Here is a 19,715-nt window from a genome sequence, read left to right as displayed (position 1 = left end):
AAATAACACCGCTCATTGCACTCGCTAAAATTATTTTTTTCATAATTCACCTAAAGTTAATCGCTAAAAGATATTGCCATTTGAACACAGGTTTTCTAATTGATTTTGAATACGTTGTATGAGTTTTGATGTTTTGTATTAAAAAATGTCAAAGTATGAGTTCGCTAATTTTATAAGCTAGATTCAATGGTGGATTAACGGTAGATTATGCTAATCTATTTTGAATTTTTGAGTTAGATCAATATTAATGACGGAATCAGCAATACAAATAATTCACCAAAATATTCATCAGCGTCAGTCTATTGGCCAATTAGTTGAGCCAGCTCCAAGTACAGAGCAATTAGAGTTAGCTTTCCAAGCAGCTTTGACTGCTCCAGATCATCATAGACTTAAGCCGACACGTTTTGTTGTTATTTCAGGCGAACAACGTGCTGCTTTTGGTGAGGTTTTAGCAAAAGCCTTGGCAGACTTAAGTGAAACTGATCCCGCTCAACTCGAACGTGTTAAACAACATCCATTTCGCGCACCATTACTCATTTTGGCGCTTACACAACTACAAGATCATCCGAAAGTACCGCATTTCGAACAAATCTTAAGTACGGGTGCTGCAGTACAAAATCTTTTATTATCTCTACAAGCTCAAGGTTTTTCGACCATGTGGCGTAGTGGTGCAGTTGTCGAATCAAATTGGTTAAAGCAGCATTTAGGTCTGCAACCTCGTGATTTAATTTCAGGTATTATTTACGTCGGCACAGCAGCTAAAGTAATTGCACCGCGTGCAGATATTGAAAGTAAAGAATTCGTAAAAGTTTGGCAGGCTTAAACGTCTGTAGAAGTAAGAAATAGGATAATAAAAGATGGCTGAATTTAAGTTTACAGATTTGGTGGAACCTGTTGCGGTTGATAAAAAAACCGCTTTACGTATTACCGTTCTAGGGGGAGGAAGCTTTGGAACGGCTATGGCAAATTTAGCTGCACGTAATGGTTGCGATACCATGATCTGGATTCGTGACGCCGAAACAGCTGAGGAAATTAATAAAACCCACATTAATAAACGTTATTTGCCAGATTTTATTTTAGAGTCATCATTACGCGCTGTGTCTGATCTTGAGCAAGCTGTGTGTGACCGAGATATTATTTTAGTCGCAATTCCAAGTCACTCATTCCGTGATGTCTTAAAACAAATTGCTCCTTATATTACTGCACAGGCGGTTGTGTCTTTAACTAAAGGTGTTGAAGCTAAAACTTTCAGCTTCATGAGCGATATCATTCGTGAAGAATTACCTGAAGTTCCTTATGGCGTACTTTCAGGTCCAAACCTTGCAAAAGAAATTATGGCAGGTATGCCATCTGGTACCGTTATTGCTAGTGATTCTGAATTGGTTCGTTATGCTGTGCAACATGCTCTGCATAGTGCTTTATTCCGTGTTTTTGGTAGCGATGATGTGCATGGTGTGGAATTAGGTGGTGCACTAAAAAACATTTATGCGGTTGCAATGGGAATTGGCGCAGCTTACAAGATTGGTGAAAACACCAAGAGTATGATTTTAACGCGTGCTTTGGCTGAGATGAGCCGTTTTGCGGTTAAACAAGGTGCAAATCCGCTTACATTCTTGGGATTGTCAGGTGTGGGTGATTTATTCGCGACTTGTAATAGCCCTTTAAGCCGTAATTATCAGATTGGCTATGCTTTAGGTTCTGGTAAAACACTTGATCAAGCCAGTAAAGAGTTGGGGCAGACAGCAGAAGGCATCAATACTATTGTTCAGGTGCGTGGTAAAGCAGAAGAATTAGATGTTTATATGCCAATTACTAACGCTCTATATGAAGTTATTTTTGAAGGGGCACCTCCTTTAAATATTGCATTATCTCTTATGAAAAACGGACACCGTAGTGATGTAGAATTTGTTTTACCTCATCATGAAGTCTGAAGAAGAAATGTCATAAATTGTGGTTATAATGCAAGAATTATTAACAAGGAAAATTTATGCAACTGACATTGGTTCGCCATGGGGAAGCTGCTCCACCAGTAAATGGTAATGATACTAAACGTCCTCTTACTGCTCGTGGACATGCTCAAGCTGAACAGACAGCAACATTTTTAAAAGATATTGTTAAGCCTGATATTTTTGTCGTCAGTCCTTTACTGCGTGCTCAAGAAACATTGGCTCATATTCAAGCTTATTTTAAAGATGTACCTGTGCTGTTATGCGATAAAATTAAACCGGATGATAACGCTAAAGAAGCAGTTGAGTGGTTGTCTCAGGTTCCGTATGAGTCAATTGTAGTGGTGTGTCATATGAACGTGGTAGGTCATATTGCTGAACTGCTGACTCATGAAAGCTTTAATCCATTTGCACTGGCTGAAGCTCGAATTTACGATCAGGCTGTGATTGCAACTGGTTTATCAACACAAAAAAATAGTTTTATACCCACAATATAATTAAAAAGGTTATTTCGCCCATTATGCTGTATTTATGGATGCCTGAAACCAATGGAATATGGCATTGGTCTAACGGAGAAAACTGGTTGCAGGCTGAAAGCCTCGATCAATTAATACAAGACCTACAATTACATCAAGGAAAAGAGGCTGTTGTCTTTTTTCCTAGTCGTCATGCTCAGGTACTCCAGCAACAAATAGCAAAGTCTCATTACAAGCAATTAGGGGCAGAAGGTGTTAAATATCTGCTTGAAGAGTTTGTAACTTTGCCTATTGATCACATGAAAGTAGTTCATCATTTTCATGCTGATCAATTAACAATATTGGGCGTTGCAAAAACTACTGTGGAAACATGGCAACATGCGATGAATTTGTTGCCAATCAAGCTGGTTGCTTTGTTGCCAGACTTTTTGATTTTGCCGGAACCCCAAGATCAACAAGTGATTTTGTGTAATATTGACCAAAAATTACTGGCGCGCGAAAGTAAATGGGTGGGTAATTCACTAGATGATTTGGGATTGTTTCTGGAATTCCAGCCAGTTGAAACACATTATCAATATAGTGGATTAACCGCAGAACAGTTAGAAAGTTTAGAAGCAGCTTCTAGTATTGAGCAACGTTCAGAGTTTTTTTATCAATTTCAGGGTTTAGATAAGCCTAAACAGCATCCTTTTAATGTTTTACCGAAAGCCAAAGGGCAAGAGCAAACTATTTCTGGATACTGGAAAGCATGTGCGGTTATTATTTTAGCAATCATTGTGGTTCAGTTTAGCTATGATTTGTTGCGTTGGGTGAAATTAAGAAATGTAGCCAATCAAACAGCTGAGCAGACAATTGAGCAATATAAGTACTGGTTTGGTCCTTCTAGTCGTGTAAATGAACAAAACATAAAAAGCCAATTTGAAAGTCATTTAAGAATGAGTAAACAAGGCGATACACAAGCACTTTCTTTATTGAGTCGTGTTGGACCTATTTTGATGCAAAGACAAATTTTAGCTCAGCAATTAAATTATGATGCTTCTACACTAACCATGGCTTTAAAAGCGAAATCTGGAGATGATTTGCAAGCTTTAACACAGCAGCTTAATCAGCAAGGCTTCAAGGCAGAATTGGGTAATGTTCAAGCCGATGGTGGTGGGGCAATTGGGGTGGTGAAAATACAATAATGAAAATGTTAGCTCAATTGCAAAACCGCTTTGATCAGTGGGTTGAACAAGTTAATCAATATTTAGATCGTTTAACTGTCCGTGAACGTATTATGGTGGTTTTTACTACAATTTTTGTAGTCGTGGCTATTATTGGGGCTTCACTTTGGAAAATGCACTCCTTGGCAGAACAGCAGCAACAACGTTTAAATGATTTAAAAGATTTGATGGTGTGGATGCAAAGTAATGCAGTCACGATGAAACCTGCGAGTGAGCTTGAGTTGGGTCAAGCAGAAAAAATACAACGTGTAGCTCAACAACAAGGCTTAACTGTTACTTCTCAACAAAATGGTGAGCAGTTACAAATTATTGTTACACATCAGAATTACGCAATTTTAGCTAACTTTTTAACCCAACTGGCGCAAATGGGCTTAAGCATTGAAAAAATGGAAATGGTTTCAAGTGAAGGTCAGATTAAATTAACAGCGACGGTTCAATAACATATTAAAATATGCTGGTCTTAAGCATGGTGTTTTGTGCTCCCTGTGCCTATAATATGCCTACCTAAAATCAGTAGATTGTGATTGGTATGTTATATTCACTTGCTCGCCCGATGTTGTTTAGTTTAGCACCAGAGCGTGCCCATGAATTAACATTATCTATGCTTGATAAAGCACATAAGTTTGGCCTACTACGTCAGAGCGTAGAAGCGAAACCAACGACTTGTATGGGAATTGAATTTCCAAATCCAGTAGGTTTAGCAGCTGGTCTTGATAAAAATGGTGCACACATTGATGCTTTAGCAGGGCTGGGGTTTGGTTTTATTGAAATTGGAACCATTACGCCTCGCCCTCAATCGGGTAATCCGCAGCCACGCTTATTCCGTATTCCAGAAGCTCAAGCCATTATTAACCGTATGGGGTTCAATAATGATGGCGTTGATAAGCTGATTGAAAATGTCAAAGCTTCAAAGTTTAAAGGAATTTTAGGCATTAATATTGGTAAGAATGCTGATACACCTGTAGAAAAAGCTGTTGATGACTACCTGATTTGCCTTGAGAAAGTGTATAACTACGCTTCTTATATTACCGTTAATATTTCATCTCCAAATACTAAGAACTTAAGAAGTTTACAAAGTGGTGATGCATTAACTGAACTATTGCAAACCTTAAAAGAAAGACAACTTGAGCTAGCTGAACAAAATAATCACTATGTTCCTTTGGTTCTGAAAGTTGCACCTGATTTAGCAGCGGAAGATGTTGAATTTATTGCAGCACAGTTAATGCAGTTTAAAATTGATGGCTTGATCGTTACTAATACGACCTTATCAAGAGAAGGTGTAGAAAATCTTCCTTATGGTAATGAGTCGGGCGGTTTATCAGGCGCACCTGTTTTTGAAAAAAGTACCGAATGCTTACGTTTGTTTGCCCAAACATTAAAAGGACAAATCCCGTTAATTGGCGTGGGTGGAATTTTGTCGGGTGAACAAGCAGCAGTCAAACAGCAAGCTGGAGCAACATTAGTACAGATCTATAGTGGGCTAATTTATACAGGTCCTATTTTAGTGAAACAATGTGTTGCAGCTATGTCTTAAGTGAATATGAACACAATTGATATCATTATTCTGATACTTTTGCTCATTGGGGGGCTAAACGGTTTGCGACAAGGATTTATTAAAGCCTTTGCGAACTTGGTAGGATGGGTCATTGCATTAATTATGGGTGCAAAATATGCTGTCCTTCTTGCTCCGTCTATGTCGGGTTTAAGTCATGATCCAGTTGTTCAGAAAATTGCAGCTTTTGCATTTATAGCGCTTTTGATCATTGTTTTAACATGGATCGTCTCTGCATTTTTAAATGGCCTCTTGAAAAGTCTGAAATTGGGGCCATTAAATCGTTTAGCAGGTGGTGCTTTTGGTTCTTTAAAGGGCTTGTTGGTTGTACTAATTACAATGCAGGGTGTAGGGCCTTGGGTTGAGAGTTCACCACACTGGAAACAGTCCAAATTTATACAGTTTTTATTGCCTTATGCGCCTTTGGCTACCGAGTTGTCTAAAGATGCTGCAAGTGAGGCATTTCATCAAATAACATCTGGAGGTAGTGCATCAGGCACTCCTTCAAAACCAATGGACGAATCGGAAGATATAGAGAGCCGATCCGACCATTCGACAAAGAATCCTTTTTATTAATTCCTAGCTTGTCTGCGAGGTTGCTATGTGTGGAGTTGTTGGTATAGCCGGTAAATCGCCAGTGAACCAAATGTTGTTTGATGCTTTAACGATGTTGCAACATCGTGGGCAAGATGCAGCTGGAATAGTAACCTGCCATGAAGGCCGTCTTTTCCTTCGTAAGGATAACGGTATGGTGCGTGATGTCTTTCATACTCGTCATATGAGAGCATTACTTGGTAATTATGGTATTGGCCATGTACGTTACCCAACTGCTGGTTCTGCGAGCAGTGCTGAAGCACAACCATTTTATGTAAACTCACCTTACGGTATTACGCTTGCACATAATGGTAACTTGACCAATGCAGAAGAAATTCATGATGATCTGTTTAAAACAGATTTACGTCATATGAATACAGATTCTGACTCAGAAGTTCTTTTAAATGTATTCGCACATGAATTACAAAAGAAAGGTACTTTAAACCCTACAGCTGATGATATTTTTCACACCGTTTCTCGTGTGCATGAGCGTTGCCAAGGCGCATACGGTGTCGTGGCGATGATCACTGGTCATGGTTTAGTAGGCTTCCGTGATCCAAATGGTATCCGTCCACTTATTTATGGTTCGCGTGTGACTGAACAAGGGGAGATGGAATACATCATTGCTTCTGAATCGGTTGCTATTACTGCTCTTGGTTTTAAAATTGAGCGTGATATTGAGCCAGGTGAAGCAATTTTCATTGATGCAAATGGTCAATTATTCTCTAAACAGTGTGCTGCTAATCCAAAATACCGCCCATGTATTTTTGAATATGTTTATTTTGCTCGCCCTGATGCCATTATTGACGGAATTTCAGTTTATAAAGCACGTTTAAAAATGGGCGAAAAGCTTGCCCATAAAATTTTACGTGACTGGGGTGAGGACCATGATATTGATGTAGTTATCCCAATTCCAGATACGAGCCGTACTTCAGCTTTAGAGCTTGCAAATATTCTAGGTGTGAAGTTCCGTGAAGGTTTTATGAAAAACCGTTATATCGGCCGTACCTTTATTATGCCGGGTCAACAGCAACGTAAAAAATCTGTACGTCAGAAATTAAACCCTGTTGAGTTGGAATTTAAAGGCAAGAACGTTCTATTGGTTGATGACTCTATTGTACGTGGTACAACGTGTAATGAGATTATTCAAATGGCACGTGATTCTGGTGCAAAAAAGGTATACTTTGCGTCAGCTGCACCTAAAGTTATGTATCCAAACGTTTACGGTATCGATATGCCTGCTAAAGCTGAGCTTATTGCTTCAGAGCGCAGTGTAGAAGAGATCCAAGAAATTATTGGTGCTGATCGTTTGATTTTCCAAGAATTGGAAGACTTGAAAAATGCTGTACGTACCAGCAAAGTGCCTGACTTAACTGAGTTTGATTGTTCAGTATTTGATGGAATTTATGTAACAGGTGATATTGACGGTAACTATCTAAATAACTTGGAACAGAAGCGTAATGATTCTGCGAAAAAGAAAAAAGATGGTTATATTGATGTGAATGTTGATGCTGCTTCTGTAGATTTAACAGGCATTAAAGAAGAATAGAAATAGCCGAAAAAAGCGGGTGTTTCCCGCTTTTTTCTTTTATGATGAAACCTAACAATGTAATTGGGAATATTTACATTGAAAGAAGTAAGCCACTATCTCATTGAAAATAAAAATATGGCATGGTCCATCACTATGTGTTTGGTTGCTGTGTTGCTTACTATTTTTATCTTAAATTTAATTTTAGGTTTGCTCGTTCATTTTTTTGATTATAGCCAACCAATTTGGTGGCACTCTTTAAGCCCTTACTTCGTTGCGCTATTACTTTTTATTATGGTTTGGTCGGTAGTTACTGAACTTTATATTCTGCGTAAAGGTGGGCACTCTTTAGCAAAGCAACTTAAAGCCCGTCGTTTGGTGAAAGAGGAGAGTACTCCCGAAGAACTTGCGGCATTAAAAATTACAGAACAATTAGCGCAAAATTTTTCATTAAAAGTTCCGACTATATATGTGTTGCCCGATGAAGTTGGAGTAAATGCGCTTACTGCAGGTTTCCATCCTAAAGATATCGTCATTATTCTGACATGGGGTGCTTTGCAGAATTTGGATAAGCTTGAGCTATATGGTTTATTGGGTCATGAGTTTAATCAGATTTTATCTGGAGAGGCTGTTGAGAATACTAAATTAAAGATTTTATATAGTGGATTAACAACTTTTAGTCAGTGGGGTAGTAAGTTAGCCAAACAAGGTTTTAAGCGCTATAGTCCAGGCTATAAACATAAATTTGAAACAGTTTTTGTTGCTGTGGGTGGCGTCATTTGGTTGGCTGGAAGCTTAGGTGTATTGATTACTCGTTTTATTAAATATTTGACATTGAGTAGACGTACATTTCGTAATGATCAAAAAACAGTACGATTATTAAAAAATAATGCGAATACCCAAACCTTGTTACGTATTTATGTTCACCATTCCGGTTCGCAAATTCATAGCGCTTATTCTGAATCGATAGCACATATGTGTTTTGCTAACTCACTTAGTCCACAAAGCTGGATGAATATTCACCCGAGTATTCGTGAACGTATTTATGAACTAAATCCGACTTTGCTACAGGATCTACAATTAGAAAATTTAAAGAAACTTCGCAATCGTCCGTTGTTTAGTTTATTTCACTTCTTAGAAGAATCTGAGAAAGAAATTTATATACCGTGGTCATCTCCACAACCTCTACCTTTGTTAAGGTTATCACCGATTAGTTTTGCATTAAATGATGCTATTAAGCCTTTGAGTAGTGATGTACGTCGAAACAAAAAACGTCCTGAATTAATTCAGCGAGCATTACAAACTGCGACGGGTTCACGCGAGGTAATGGTCGCTATTTTGATGATTCGTCAATATCGAGAATTTATTCCTAAAGATGCACCTGTTAGCCATGCCATTATAGAAGCGTTACTAAATCTGGATGGGCGTATTCATATTCAAATATTTCATGATGCTTGTAAAAATATTGGTCATATACCTGCAAGTATTGCACGCCAATTTTTGACAAAACTGGCACTTATTATTCAGGAAGATGGTGAGATTGGGTTATTGGATGCACTTTTACTGGAACGGGTGAAATATGAATTGAATTTGATGCCGTTACATTTACCGACTGCATTTGAAGAAGTAAAACCTCAAATTGTTCGTTTGATTGATGCTTTGCTTCATGTTCAGCAAATTAATAGCCCAAATCAGTTAGAAGTACGTGAGCGTATTTTACGTTCGCTACTTAACCCAGATGAAATGTCTATCTATGATGAAATTTCAGATGAGCCTTTAGATCTAGCTGAAATTTTGAATGATATTGCCGGTTTATTATTGCGTGACCGTTTAAGTATTCTGGCTATTGCAGAAATGTGTTTGTGGAGCGATCGTATAATCACTCAAGATGAATTAGATGTACTAGAGTTGCTTTATTGGCGTTTTGGCTTTGAGACAGAAGAAATTGTCGATCAAATGCAAAAGAGAAATAGTGTGATGATTATTTAAAAGACATATACGATTATAAAAACATCTGGATGAAATAAAAAACTGAAAAAAAAACTCAAGCTCGTTAGAATGTAGACAGAATAGAGGTATTGATTTACAGATGATTGGGCAGCAAAGAAATATATTGGCAACTTTGGGAATTGATGTATGGATTCCTAAGACACAGGTGTGCCAAAAGAATAATGCTCAAAGCCTCTGGCGAGATCAAGCTACTCCAGAAGGCGAGCCAATTATATTGTCTTCTAATGATAATCCAGTTCTTGAGCAGCTAACAAAACCACAAGTCAACGAAATTCCAAAAGTTGAACCTAAAATTGTGGTCCCGCTTTCAGCAGAAGTTCCGCCTGTTGTACAACCACGCAATGAAGTGCAAGCTCCAGTGGTTAAGTTAGCTTCATTTGAGTTGCAAGCATTTGCCCTTGAAAAGTGTGTTATTTTTTTAGATGTTACTAATTTAAGTGAAGAAGAAAAGCAGCTTTGGAGTAACATTCAAAAAGCAAAAATAGGGCAATACGCTGAATTAAAATGGCCATTCCCTTTGGCCAACTATCAAGACCAGCGTGGTGCAGGTTCATATATTCAAGGATTTTTAGATGCTGTTGCAGCAGATAAGAAAATTTTGTGTTTGGGTGAATGTTCTTATATTCAACACGCCAATATTATTCATTTGGCAAGTTTAAAAGAGATGTTGGAGAAACCACTCCTTAAAAAAAGGTTATGGCAATTGATGCAAGATAACAACGAGTAGTAGGGATTTACATGAAAAAAGTTGTAGTTTTTAGTCAAATTGATGAAGAAATTTTGTCTCGATTACAACAAGATTATCAGGTTGTGGTTCTTAACCCAAAATTGGGTGATATTAATGAGCAAATACGCCAACAAGTTGTAGATGCTGATGGAATGATTGGCGCTGGGCGACTTCTTAATGAAAGTAATCTTGCGCCTGCTCAAAAACTCAAAATTATTTCATCTGTAACGGTAGGCTATGACAATTATGATGTGGCTTATCTAAACCAAAGAAAAATCTGGTTATCAAATACCCCTCATGTTTTAACTGAAACAACGGCTGATCTTGCTTTTACATTATTACTAAGCGCTGCTAGAAAAGTTCCTTTTCTCGATCATTGGACTAAACAAGGTGAATGGAAAAGAACTGTTGGGCCTCAGCAGTTTGGTTTAGATGTTTTTGGAAAGACCCTAGGAATTATTGGGCTTGGTAACATCGGTGCTGCAATTGCTCGTCGTGGTTTTTATGGATTTAACATGAATATTGTTTACCATAATCGCCGTGAAAAGCCCGAATTGGCAGAGCCTTTAAAAGCACAATATCTTGGTTTGGATGCATTGCTGCAACAGTCTGATTTTGTGGTAACCGCAGTTGATTTAAATAATGAATCGAAAGCTTTGATGGGGAAAGCTCAATTTGAGCTTATGCAAAAGCACGCTATTTTCATAAATATTGCGCGTGGTTCAGTGGTTGACGAGCAAGCATTAATTGAGGCCTTACAAAGTGGGGAAATATTTGCAGCTGGTTTAGATGTATACGCAAAAGAACCTTTACAAGATTCAGAGCTTTTTAAACTATCCAATGTTGTTACTTTGCCTCACGTAGGATCTGCTACAGCGGAAACGCGCAAAAAAATGGCAAATCTTGCTTATAAAAACCTAATTGAAGCCTTAGAGGATAAAACCCCTAGATATTTAGTAAATCCAAATTTTACATAAATGATGAATAACACTTCATTGCAAAACTAAACTATCTCGAGTGATATAGTAAAAGTCTATTGATTGAACATAATTTTTTATGTCTTATATCTGTAGACTTTTTTGATGGTTTAATTTTACTAGAGAAAAACTTTTGAGATTTTTGCCAATTATTTTAAGTACAGCTTTTATAACAAATGCTTCGTACGCACACCCTTTCGACTCTCAACCATCTGCAAATCAGGTGGAAATTCCAAATATTGGTAGTGGGATCGGTCTGCTTGATCAACAAAAAGAAAAATTTATTGGTGAAAAAGTTTTTCGTGAAGTTCACAAACAAATGCCAGTCATTCAAGATGTCTGGTTGGAAGACCAATTTTTTCAGGTATTTTCGAGTATTTTGAGCGAAACTCAGCTTGGACAACCAATTGGCTTAGTTGTTATTAAAGATCCACAAATTAATGCTTTTGCTGTTCCAGGTGGTCTATTCGCACTCAATACAGGACTTATTGCCTCAGCTCGCAATATTGATGAAATTGCTGGGGTTATGGCACATGAAATTGCACACGTATCACAAAGACATTTTAGTCGTTCAGAGGAAGCCTTTAAGGGGCAAACCTTATTAAGTTTGGCTGGGCTTTTAGCAGGTGTAGCAATAGCTGCACAGGGTGGTGGGGATGCAGGGGCAGCGGTCATGTTGGGAACACAGGCTGCATTAATGGATAGCCAGTTAACATATAGTCGAAATCAGGAACGTGAAGCAGACCGTATTGGTATGCAATATATGTATGCAGCGGGTTATAACCCTCAAAGTATGGCAGATTATTTTGAAACAATGCATAGGGCTACAAGTAGGGTAAGTTTTTTACCAGATTTTTGGCTGACCCATCCCTTGACGACTGAGCGTATGAGTGAAGCTCGACTTCGTGCAAACCAGATGCCTAGAGTTAAAAATCGCATATATGATGCTGATTTTGAGATTTTAAAATGGTACACCATGGTGGTTGCAAATCAGGCAACTGAAAACCAACTACAAAGTTTAGCGTCCCAAAAAAATATTGCTGGCCTGATTGCTTTGGCAGCATTTTATACAAGACAAGGTGATTATGTGCAGGCACAGTCTACTTTAGATCAAGCGAAATCCAGTGGAAAGCCTCTTGTGACATTATTGCAGACAGATATTTATTTGGGTCAAAACAAGCTAGATCAAGCTTATACCACGATTGCTGCTACCCAAATGACGATGCCTGAAAATAGGGCTTTTAGTTATAAGTTAGCTGAGGTTTTGCTACGCCAAGGGAAATTTGCGCAAGTTCAAAACCTAGTCCAAAGATTTATTAATAAGAATCCAAGAGATATACAAGGCTGGCAATTTTTACAGCAAGCTGCGAATTTGGATAAGAATGGACCTTTAAGAGCAGTTAATGTTCTACGCTATCGGGCTGAAGCGGAATATTGGTCGGGTAGTGAGGAGAATGCGATTAAATCAATGCTTCACGCTCAGCGATTAGCAAAAGATAATCAAGCAATGTCAGCTAGAATAGACAGTCGTTTGAAACAAATGCAAGATGAGCGACGAATGAAAATTTAGGATCTTTTAGTTTGATCTTATGATTTTCGCAGACACAGATCTTTTAAAACTTACAAGTAAATGAAAGTTTGAACTAAGAAGATATAAGAGAAGAAGGGGATTAAGCTAATTTAGCTTTAATTTTTGCTGAAACTTGAGCAGGATCGGCACGCCCGGCTATGATCGGACGTAGAGAATTCATCACCTTACCCATATCTTTCATGCTAGTTGCTTCTTGAGCAGCAATCGTTTGCTCAATGATAGAATCAAGCTCTTCCTCAGTCATAGCTTCTGGTAGAAACTGAGAAATAATCTCAGCTTCGGCTTGTTCTTTACTAGCTAAATCATTACGACCAGCACCTTCAAAGGCTTTGATCGATTCTTTACGTTGTTTAATTTGCTTTTCAATGACCGCAAGAACCTGAGCGTCGTCAAGCTCTTTGCGCTCATCGACTTCGATTTGCTTAATTGCCGCTTGTAGACTACGCAAAACCGTCACTGTTGCCATATCTTTGGCACGCATAGAAGTTTTTAATGCATCAGTAATTTGGTTTTTTAAAGTAGTCATAATTCAGCAGTCAATCACAAATTAATTAGTAAAGGCGAGTAGTACGTACAGATTCGCGAGCCAATTTCTTTTGGTAGCGTTTAACTGCTGCAGCTTTTTTGCGCTTACGTTCTTGAGTTGGTTTTTCGTAGAATTCGCGTTTACGAACGTCAGCTAAAACACCAGCTTTTTCGCATGAACGTTTGAAACGACGGATAGCTACGTCAACTGGTTCGCCTTCTTTCAACTTAACTTGTGGCATGTAAAATCCTCTAGATTATGGATAAGATCAGGCACACTATTGCGCCGGATCACAAGTGAAGGTCAGTATTTTACTCATTTACAACTCATATCACAAGTCTATAATAGCGATTGCAATATTTTGACTCATATAAAAGGCAGTTTTGATGATTGTTTTAGGCTTGGAAACTTCTTGTGATGAAACAGGGTTGGCACTTTATGATAGCGAACTCGGCTTACGGGGACAGGTTCTTTATAGCCAGATTAAACTTCATGCCGAATATGGTGGAGTAGTACCTGAACTTGCTTCTCGTGACCATGTTCGTAAATTAATTCCTTTAATGAATCAATTGCTTGAACAAAGTGGTGTAAAAAAACAAGAGATTGATGCGGTTGCTTATACGCGTGGTCCTGGCTTAATGGGAGCATTAATGACAGGTGCACTGTTTGGCAGAACTTTAGCTTTTTCTTTAAATAAGCCTGCAATTGGCGTTCATCATATGGAAGGTCATATGTTGGCCCCATTACTTTCAAGTCAACCACCTGAATTTCCGTTTGTAGCATTGTTAGTTTCAGGTGGACATACGCAATTGATGGCAGCCCACGCTATTGGTCAATATGAGTTATTGGGTGAGTCTATTGATGATGCTGCGGGCGAAGCTTTTGATAAAGTTGCAAAAATGATGAGCTTACCTTATCCAGGTGGGCCAAATATCGCAAAACTTGCATTATCTGGTGATCCATTAGCTTTTGAGTTTCCAAGACCTATGCTTCATCAAGGCCTAGATTTTTCTTTTAGTGGTTTAAAAACAGCTGTTTCTGTTCAATTGAAAAAATTGAATGGTGAAAATCGTGACGCTGACATTGCTGCTTCATTCCAAGAAGCAATTGTAGATACCTTGGTAAAAAAATCAGTAAAAGCTTTAAAGCAAACTGGACTTAAACGTTTAGTGATTGCAGGCGGCGTAAGTGCAAATTTACGATTACGTGAACAGTTGGAAACTTCTTTGGCGAAAATTAAAGCGCAAGTTTATTATGCCGAACCCGCTTTATGTACTGATAATGGGGCAATGATTGCTTTTGCAGGTTATCAGCGTTTAAAAGCAGGTCAGCATGATGGTTTAGCTGTAACCACCACGCCTCGCTGGCCAATGACTGAGTTGTCTATTCCTGAGTAAAATTATTCATCTTCAAAGGCTTGTTGGTTTTCGATATCAATATATTCGATATAACCACGGCCTTGCACTTCATTACTAAAATAATTACCCGTAAATATATAACTACTTGCATAACCTCGCCCATGACCATAGCGGAATGGGCAGTCAATCTCTGCCTGAATGTTTAAGACAATTTGTTTTGCATCATTTCGAGCGATCCAAGAAAAATATTTTGGAAGTCGCATTTTTTGCCCAGTAGGTGAAATGAAGTCATCAATTTGATGCGAAATAATATCAAAGCTTACATCTGTATAAATTTCAGCTGGCTGGTCCAGATGTCTAATATGCAGGGTATATGCAGCTGTTTGTCCCGCAATATCGGCTTTGGTAAGAAGAAGCTGGGTGGTTTCATTTAAATTGATAATTTGATATGTAAAAAAATCAAGTGGCAGTTTATATGCATCAGGAATAAGTTTATTTGTAATGGAGTGAGGACCCGCTGCTCGAGCATATTCGTAAGTGCAAAGTCCTTGGCTTTCAATGCGTTCTGCTTGATAGTTTAAAAAACCTTTAAACTTTGCCAATAAACTAAAATGATCATAGATTGGTGTTTTTATAAACCATGAAACATGTGAAGTGATATCGATATCAAAGTCGAAATCAAACCCATCATAATGTCCATTAATATGGATGTGTGGAAATTTTCCTTGAATTGAAATTTCCTGACCTAATTCTATTAAGGTCCCATCTTTATTAATTATTGTATTTTCGGGAATGATATAAGCCTTCAGTAAAGCTTTTTCCAGAGCAGCTGTGCTTGAAAAGAATGTAGCTGTTTTTCTAGGATTTTCAGTGATGATATCATCATGGTCAAAAGCAAGTGCACCTGGTGTACCGATTAAAATCATAATATTTAGGTAACGATGCGGTTCTGGTAAAAGCGGGAAAAAGATACCGTAATGTGTCCAGCTATAATATTTTTCGTTAACTCGTGGGCGGATGATACGAGCTTGAGTAAAAGGAAGAGTTGAATATTTTTTTGCTTGGTCTAAAACGCCTTGTGCAAGTAATAAACTTTTACCAAGCGCTTTACTTGTTGTAGAAATTTTTGGCAATTGCTTTTTCATATATGAACCTAAAGAAGGGCTATCTTTGTTTTAGGTTATGAAAAACAACTGCCAAAGCTAAGCGGTTTATAGGCCAAAGCTAAGGCTTTGCGGGACATTTTATTTAATTGTTAGACAACTCTTTTAAAGCATTTAAACCAATCCAATGCTTTGAAAACTGATAAGCAGCTCGACCCGAGCGCTGACCACGCATTTGACACCAACGTAGACTTTCAGCACGAACTTCATCGTTAAAAGGCATGTTCGCTTTATCAAGATAATGCTCAACGATTTCTAAATATAAATTTTGATCCATTGGATAAAAAGATAGCCATAGACCAAAACGATCTGACAAAGAGATCTTTTCTTCAATCGCTTCTTGAGGATGTAGTTCAGTATATTGAGGAACATCGACCTTGGTTACGGGTGTGTTTTCATGCATGAATTCTGGTAACAAGTGGCGACGGTTACTGGTTGCATAAATAATAAAATTACTTGAACCTGACTGTAATGAACCATCTAATACACTTTTTAAACTACGATAATTTTCATCTTCGGCGTTAAAAGCTAAATCATCACAGTAGACGATGTATTTTTCAGGTCGGCTTTGAATGAGTTTTTGAATTTTAGGTAAGTCTGCTAAATCATCGCGTTCAATTTCAATTAAACGTAATCCCTGAGCGGCATACTCAGTTAATAAAGCACGAACGATAGACGATTTTCCTGTACCACGTGACCCAGTTAAAAGCACATCGTTTGCTGGTAGGCCATTTAAAAATTGCAAAGTATTTTGAATGATTTTTTCTTTTTGACGCTCAATGCCTTTTAGGTCATCAAGATAAATATTTTTTGGTGTGTAGATGGCTTTAAGTTGCTGATTTTCCCATTTAAAAGCAGGAGCGGTAAAATCTGTTTCTTGTCGAGGTTCAGGTAAGACTTGCTGTAGCTGATTTAATACAAGCGATAATGTTTGAACTAAATTATCCGGTAAATCAATGGTAGCCATGGTTAATCAATCATGTTAAACAGTAATTTACTAGGATACTAACACCGAAATTAACAGGCTGACAAAACTTATTGCCTAGACAGTTTATCGGTTTTGCAATTGATTGAAATGGTCAGACCGAGCATAGTGTTGCAATGTCTATTCAGTAAAATCATCTGTGAAGATGAGGACGAAATATGTTTGAAAAATTACGAAGTGATATGAATCCACATCAGGCTTACCGTATCAAAAAATTACAACGTCAATTAGACATGGCTGAATCTTATGAAGAGTGGAAGTCTTTTGCATTAAAATTAGATGAAGAAACAGGTGTGCAAGAGTGGAAGTTTGATAATAGTTCACCTTACTTCGATGCCGAGCTCATTTCTTATCGCTACACTTTGCTCAAAAGGTATCGTCAGCAACATCGAACACTAGACCTTATCTATTTACTTAAAGAAGGTCTAACCTACGATATTGCAAATATTGGTCACCCCATGCTTTTTGCTGCAACGCATGTGGGTACAAAAAAGTTAATTGAAGACTATATTGAAGAAGTTAGTCAAAGCTTGGCATACATTGCTTCAAGTGAATGCATCACCTTTCAAAGAAAAGAAAAAATTGAGTTTTTTGAAAATTGTGAAAAGGCATATGGGCAACCTGCACTAATGTTTTCGGGTGGGGCGACTTTAGGTCTTTTTCATACAGGTGTGTGTAAAGCTTTAATTGAACAAGACTTAATGCCTAAAGTACTCTCTGGCTCAAGTGCAGGGGCAATTATGACAGGGATGCTGGGAACCTCTGCTAGTGAAGATGTTCAAAACTTATTAAATGGTGAGCAATTCTTCAGTGATGCTTTTCATTTTAGAAAACTTCGTGAACTCATTAAAGGCAATGGCGGAATTGCTGATGTGCACTATTTGAAAAAATTCCTTATTGAAAATTTAGGTGATCTTACTTTTGAAGAGGCTTTTAAAAAATCAGGTTTGAATATTAATGTTGCTGTGGCGCCGTATGATGCTACAGAAAATCCAAGAATTATGAATGCCATTATGACGCCAAATGTTTTGGTGTGGAGTGCGGTATTGGCTTCGTGTGCTGTGCCAATTTTATTCCCGCCAGTACGTCTAACCAGTAAACGTTATGATGGTGAACATACGCCGTATATGGCAAATACAAAATGGGTAGATGGAAGCGTAAGAAGCGATTTCCCTCAAGAAAGAATGGCACGGCTTTATAATTTAAACTACACGATTGCGAGTCAGGTTAACCCACATATTGTTCCATTTATGCAAAGTGATGCGGACCGCTTTCGTAAGGACGTATTAAGTTGGCCTGAAAGAATTCTAAGACGCCAAGGTAAAGTGTTATCAATGGGCATGATGGATTTTACGCGTCAACGACTTGGGGCTATTTCTCCAGTCAGAAGATTGTTAGATCATGGATATGGCGTAATGGGACAGCGTTATTATGGCGATGTAAATATTATTGCTAAATATAGCCTAAGCCATTATGCCTATACCCTACAAAACCCCCGTCCACATTTGTTTAAACGTTTGCAAAGAGAAGGGGAGCGCGCGACTTGGCCAAAAATTTCTTCAATTGAGACACATGCTCGTATTGGCAAGACGATTCAGCATTGTCTAGAAGTTTTGCGTTTTGAAGAAAAGAAACAACAGCCTGAGTCTTATTATGCTGAAGCATGATTTTGCTTCTCAAATAGAAAACTTAACCTGTGTGACAAAACCAGCAAGTGCGGCGTTAGGACGGCGTCTATGGACATGTACTATAGACACCAAGAATTACTGGTTAAAATATCATTTGCCTGAAACTTATGCTCAAAGTGAGCAAGATTTCTTGCATGAGCAATTATTTTACGAAGAAATTAATCTTAAGAACCCAACATGGCTTTTACCTTACAAATTGATTGAAGTCAGTTTAATTCCTCAGTTAGACCATTCTTTAGGTAAAGTTCTGATTTTACCTGATAGTGACATGTGGTTCAGTTCATTCACTAATGAAAGTGATTTAAGCGATGTATATCTGAAGATTTGGTTGGCACTCAATAAGCTTGCTGAACTGCATGAATTTGGCTGGATTCATGGAGATATTAAGGCAGAACATTTTAGAAAGTTTCAGCAAAAGCCTTATTTGATTGATTTTGAGAAAACAAGGTTCATCTCAAGTCAAGATTTAATCATGGATGCCACACCTCGTTATATGGCTCCTGAGTTGTTTCGAGGCGGGTATAAGAGTATACAAAGCGATTTATATGCATTGGGTATCATTCTATATGAATGGTTAACCCAAACTCGCTTAGAAGCAACCAGTTATCTTGAATGGGCAATACTACATTGCCAAAATTTAAGCATTCGATTGCCTCCGCAGTTCCTCAATTTTTATCCATTGCTCACAGGTTTATTACAAAAACAGCAGCAAAATCGGTTTTCAAATGCCGATGAAGCAATAAATTGCTTAAAGCAGATTCAAATTGATAAAAATCATTGATCTAGTATCTGTATACAATTTACACGGTTAGTTTTTTTTAGAAAAAAAACACTTGTCACTGTTAGATCTTATCGCTAATATACACAGCCATCGGGGGCGTGGCGAAATTGGTAGACGCACTGGATTTAGGTTCCAGCGCCGCAAGGTGTAAGAGTTCGAGTCTCTTCGCCCCCACCACTTTAAGTTAAAAGCTTAAAGTTCGATGTAGATGTTAAGTCATCTAGATCTTGGAAGAGGATTGGTGTAATGGTAGCATGACGGTCTCCAAAACCGTTCGTCAAGGTTCGAGTCCTTGATCCTCTGCCACATTTATTTTAAATAAATGTCCCAGATGGGGGCGTGGCGAAATTGGTAGACGCACTGGATTTAGGTTCCAGCGCCGCAAGGTGTAAGAGTTCGAGTCTCTTCGCCCCCACCATTGAAAGAAGCAAGACAATGATCTTGCTTTTTTTATGATTAAATCTAATGGGTTTAGTCATGAATATAGAGGATTGATGTAATGGTAGCATGACGGTCTCCAAAACCGTTCGTCAAGGTTCGAGTCCTTGATCCTCTGCCATTGAATAAAAGATGAAGCTCCTATTTAGGAG

19 protein-coding genes and 4 tRNA genes are annotated in these 19,715 nt (G+C 38.1%); 19 read left to right on the top strand and 4 right to left on the bottom strand.

The window, feature by feature from the left end:
• The first annotated feature begins 247 nt into the window (after window positions 1-247).
• The 12 genes from HUN22_RS07415 to HUN22_RS07360 all read left to right on the top strand — a co-directional run bounded on the left by HUN22_RS07415 (window position 248) and on the right by HUN22_RS07360 (window position 12,603).
• Window positions 248-823, top strand: a complete 576-nt coding sequence (locus tag HUN22_RS07415; protein WP_174727613.1) for a nitroreductase family protein — start codon at window positions 248-250, stop codon at window positions 821-823.
• 34 nt (window positions 824-857) lie between these two features.
• Window positions 858-1,931, top strand: coding sequence for an NAD(P)H-dependent glycerol-3-phosphate dehydrogenase (locus HUN22_RS07410; protein WP_002115297.1), 1,074 nt, complete (start codon window positions 858-860; stop codon window positions 1,929-1,931).
• Window positions 1,932-1,987: 56 nt separating this feature from the next.
• The gene (locus HUN22_RS07405) at window positions 1,988-2,443 is read left to right on the top strand and encodes a SixA phosphatase family protein (protein ID WP_044100976.1); all 456 of its coding nucleotides are present in this window, start codon (window positions 1,988-1,990) and stop codon (window positions 2,441-2,443) included.
• 23 nt (window positions 2,444-2,466) lie between these two features.
• Entirely contained in the window at window positions 2,467-3,606 is a 1,140-nt protein-coding gene (gene gspL, locus HUN22_RS07400; protein WP_174727610.1) for a type II secretion system protein GspL, read from the top strand.
• On the top strand, window positions 3,606-4,085 hold the full coding sequence (gene gspM / locus HUN22_RS07395; RefSeq protein ID WP_014207201.1) for a type II secretion system protein GspM: 480 nt from the start codon (window positions 3,606-3,608) through the stop codon (window positions 4,083-4,085). Before gspL ends, gspM begins: the two co-directional genes overlap by 1 nt.
• Window positions 4,086-4,174: 89 nt before the next feature.
• Window positions 4,175-5,179, top strand: a complete 1,005-nt coding sequence (locus HUN22_RS07390) for a quinone-dependent dihydroorotate dehydrogenase (RefSeq protein WP_174727607.1) — start codon at window positions 4,175-4,177, stop codon at window positions 5,177-5,179.
• A gap of 6 nt (window positions 5,180-5,185) precedes the next feature.
• The gene (locus HUN22_RS07385) at window positions 5,186-5,773 is read left to right on the top strand and encodes a CvpA family protein (protein WP_174727604.1); all 588 of its coding nucleotides are present in this window, start codon (window positions 5,186-5,188) and stop codon (window positions 5,771-5,773) included.
• Between the two features lie 25 nt (window positions 5,774-5,798).
• Complete coding sequence (gene purF / locus HUN22_RS07380; protein ID WP_044100970.1) at window positions 5,799-7,340, top strand: amidophosphoribosyltransferase; 1,542 nt, start codon at window positions 5,799-5,801, stop codon at window positions 7,338-7,340.
• 78 nt (window positions 7,341-7,418) lie between these two features.
• Entirely contained in the window at window positions 7,419-9,308 is a 1,890-nt protein-coding gene (locus tag HUN22_RS07375; RefSeq protein ID WP_174727601.1) for a M48 family metalloprotease, read from the top strand.
• A gap of 100 nt (window positions 9,309-9,408) precedes the next feature.
• On the top strand, window positions 9,409-10,056 hold the full coding sequence (locus tag HUN22_RS07370; protein ID WP_174727599.1) for a hypothetical protein: 648 nt from the start codon (window positions 9,409-9,411) through the stop codon (window positions 10,054-10,056).
• Between the two features lie 11 nt (window positions 10,057-10,067).
• The gene (locus HUN22_RS07365) at window positions 10,068-11,033 is read left to right on the top strand and encodes a 2-hydroxyacid dehydrogenase (protein ID WP_174727596.1); all 966 of its coding nucleotides are present in this window, start codon (window positions 10,068-10,070) and stop codon (window positions 11,031-11,033) included.
• Window positions 11,034-11,175: 142 nt separating this feature from the next.
• A complete protein-coding gene (locus tag HUN22_RS07360; protein WP_174727593.1) occupies window positions 11,176-12,603 on the top strand; it encodes a M48 family metalloprotease in 1,428 nt (475 codons plus the stop codon).
• A gap of 100 nt (window positions 12,604-12,703) precedes the next feature.
• On the opposite strand, the gene HUN22_RS07355 is transcribed toward HUN22_RS07360, so the two are convergent.
• Together HUN22_RS07355 and rpsU are read right to left on the bottom strand one after the other, a co-directional pair.
• Entirely contained in the window at window positions 12,704-13,150 is a 447-nt protein-coding gene (locus HUN22_RS07355) for a GatB/YqeY domain-containing protein (protein WP_002115302.1), read from the bottom strand.
• Between the two features lie 25 nt (window positions 13,151-13,175).
• On the bottom strand, window positions 13,176-13,391 hold the full coding sequence (gene rpsU / locus HUN22_RS07350) for a 30S ribosomal protein S21 (protein ID WP_001136722.1): 216 nt from the start codon (window positions 13,389-13,391) through the stop codon (window positions 13,176-13,178).
• A gap of 145 nt (window positions 13,392-13,536) precedes the next feature.
• Between rpsU and tsaD the strand changes: the two genes are divergently transcribed.
• Complete coding sequence (gene tsaD, locus HUN22_RS07345; protein WP_134261873.1) at window positions 13,537-14,547, top strand: tRNA (adenosine(37)-N6)-threonylcarbamoyltransferase complex transferase subunit TsaD; 1,011 nt, start codon at window positions 13,537-13,539, stop codon at window positions 14,545-14,547.
• A 2-nt stretch (window positions 14,548-14,549) separates the two neighbouring features.
• Here the strand turns inward: tsaD and HUN22_RS07340 are convergent, their stop codons facing one another.
• Together HUN22_RS07340 and HUN22_RS07335 are read right to left on the bottom strand one after the other, a co-directional pair.
• Window positions 14,550-15,653 carry a DUF6670 family protein gene (locus HUN22_RS07340; protein WP_174727589.1) on the bottom strand — a complete coding sequence of 368 codons (1,104 nt, stop codon included), beginning with the start codon at window positions 15,651-15,653 and terminating at the stop codon, window positions 14,550-14,552.
• A gap of 103 nt (window positions 15,654-15,756) precedes the next feature.
• Window positions 15,757-16,638 (bottom strand): ATP-binding protein, encoded by an 882-nt coding sequence (locus HUN22_RS07335; protein ID WP_174727586.1) that lies wholly within the window; start codon window positions 16,636-16,638, stop codon window positions 15,757-15,759.
• 176 nt (window positions 16,639-16,814) lie between these two features.
• On the opposite strand from HUN22_RS07335, the gene HUN22_RS07330 reads away from it, so the two are divergent.
• The 6 genes from HUN22_RS07330 to HUN22_RS07305 all read left to right on the top strand — a co-directional run bounded on the left by HUN22_RS07330 (window position 16,815) and on the right by HUN22_RS07305 (window position 19,684).
• Window positions 16,815-18,323 (top strand): DUF3336 domain-containing protein, encoded by a 1,509-nt coding sequence (locus HUN22_RS07330; protein WP_016145867.1) that lies wholly within the window; start codon window positions 16,815-16,817, stop codon window positions 18,321-18,323.
• Window positions 18,310-19,125: a protein kinase domain-containing protein gene (locus HUN22_RS07325; RefSeq protein WP_174727583.1), complete on the top strand. Its 816-nt coding sequence runs from the start codon at window positions 18,310-18,312 to the stop codon at window positions 19,123-19,125. The genes HUN22_RS07330 and HUN22_RS07325 overlap by 14 nt, the downstream gene beginning before the upstream one ends.
• A 92-nt stretch (window positions 19,126-19,217) precedes the next feature.
• Window positions 19,218-19,302: transfer RNA gene (locus tag HUN22_RS07320), tRNA-Leu, on the top strand.
• A gap of 55 nt (window positions 19,303-19,357) precedes the next feature.
• A tRNA-Trp gene (locus HUN22_RS07315) sits at window positions 19,358-19,431 on the top strand.
• A 27-nt stretch (window positions 19,432-19,458) separates the two neighbouring features.
• Window positions 19,459-19,543 (top strand) — tRNA-Leu (locus HUN22_RS07310).
• A 67-nt stretch (window positions 19,544-19,610) separates the two neighbouring features.
• Window positions 19,611-19,684: transfer RNA gene (locus tag HUN22_RS07305), tRNA-Trp, on the top strand.
• Window positions 19,685-19,715: the final 31 nt, after the last annotated feature.

The sequence above is a fragment of the Acinetobacter lactucae genome (genome assembly GCF_013344765.1).
In the GTDB taxonomy this organism is placed as follows: Bacteria; Pseudomonadota; Gammaproteobacteria; order Pseudomonadales; family Moraxellaceae; genus Acinetobacter; species Acinetobacter lactucae_A.
This window is presented reverse-complemented; position numbering and strand designations above follow the sequence as displayed.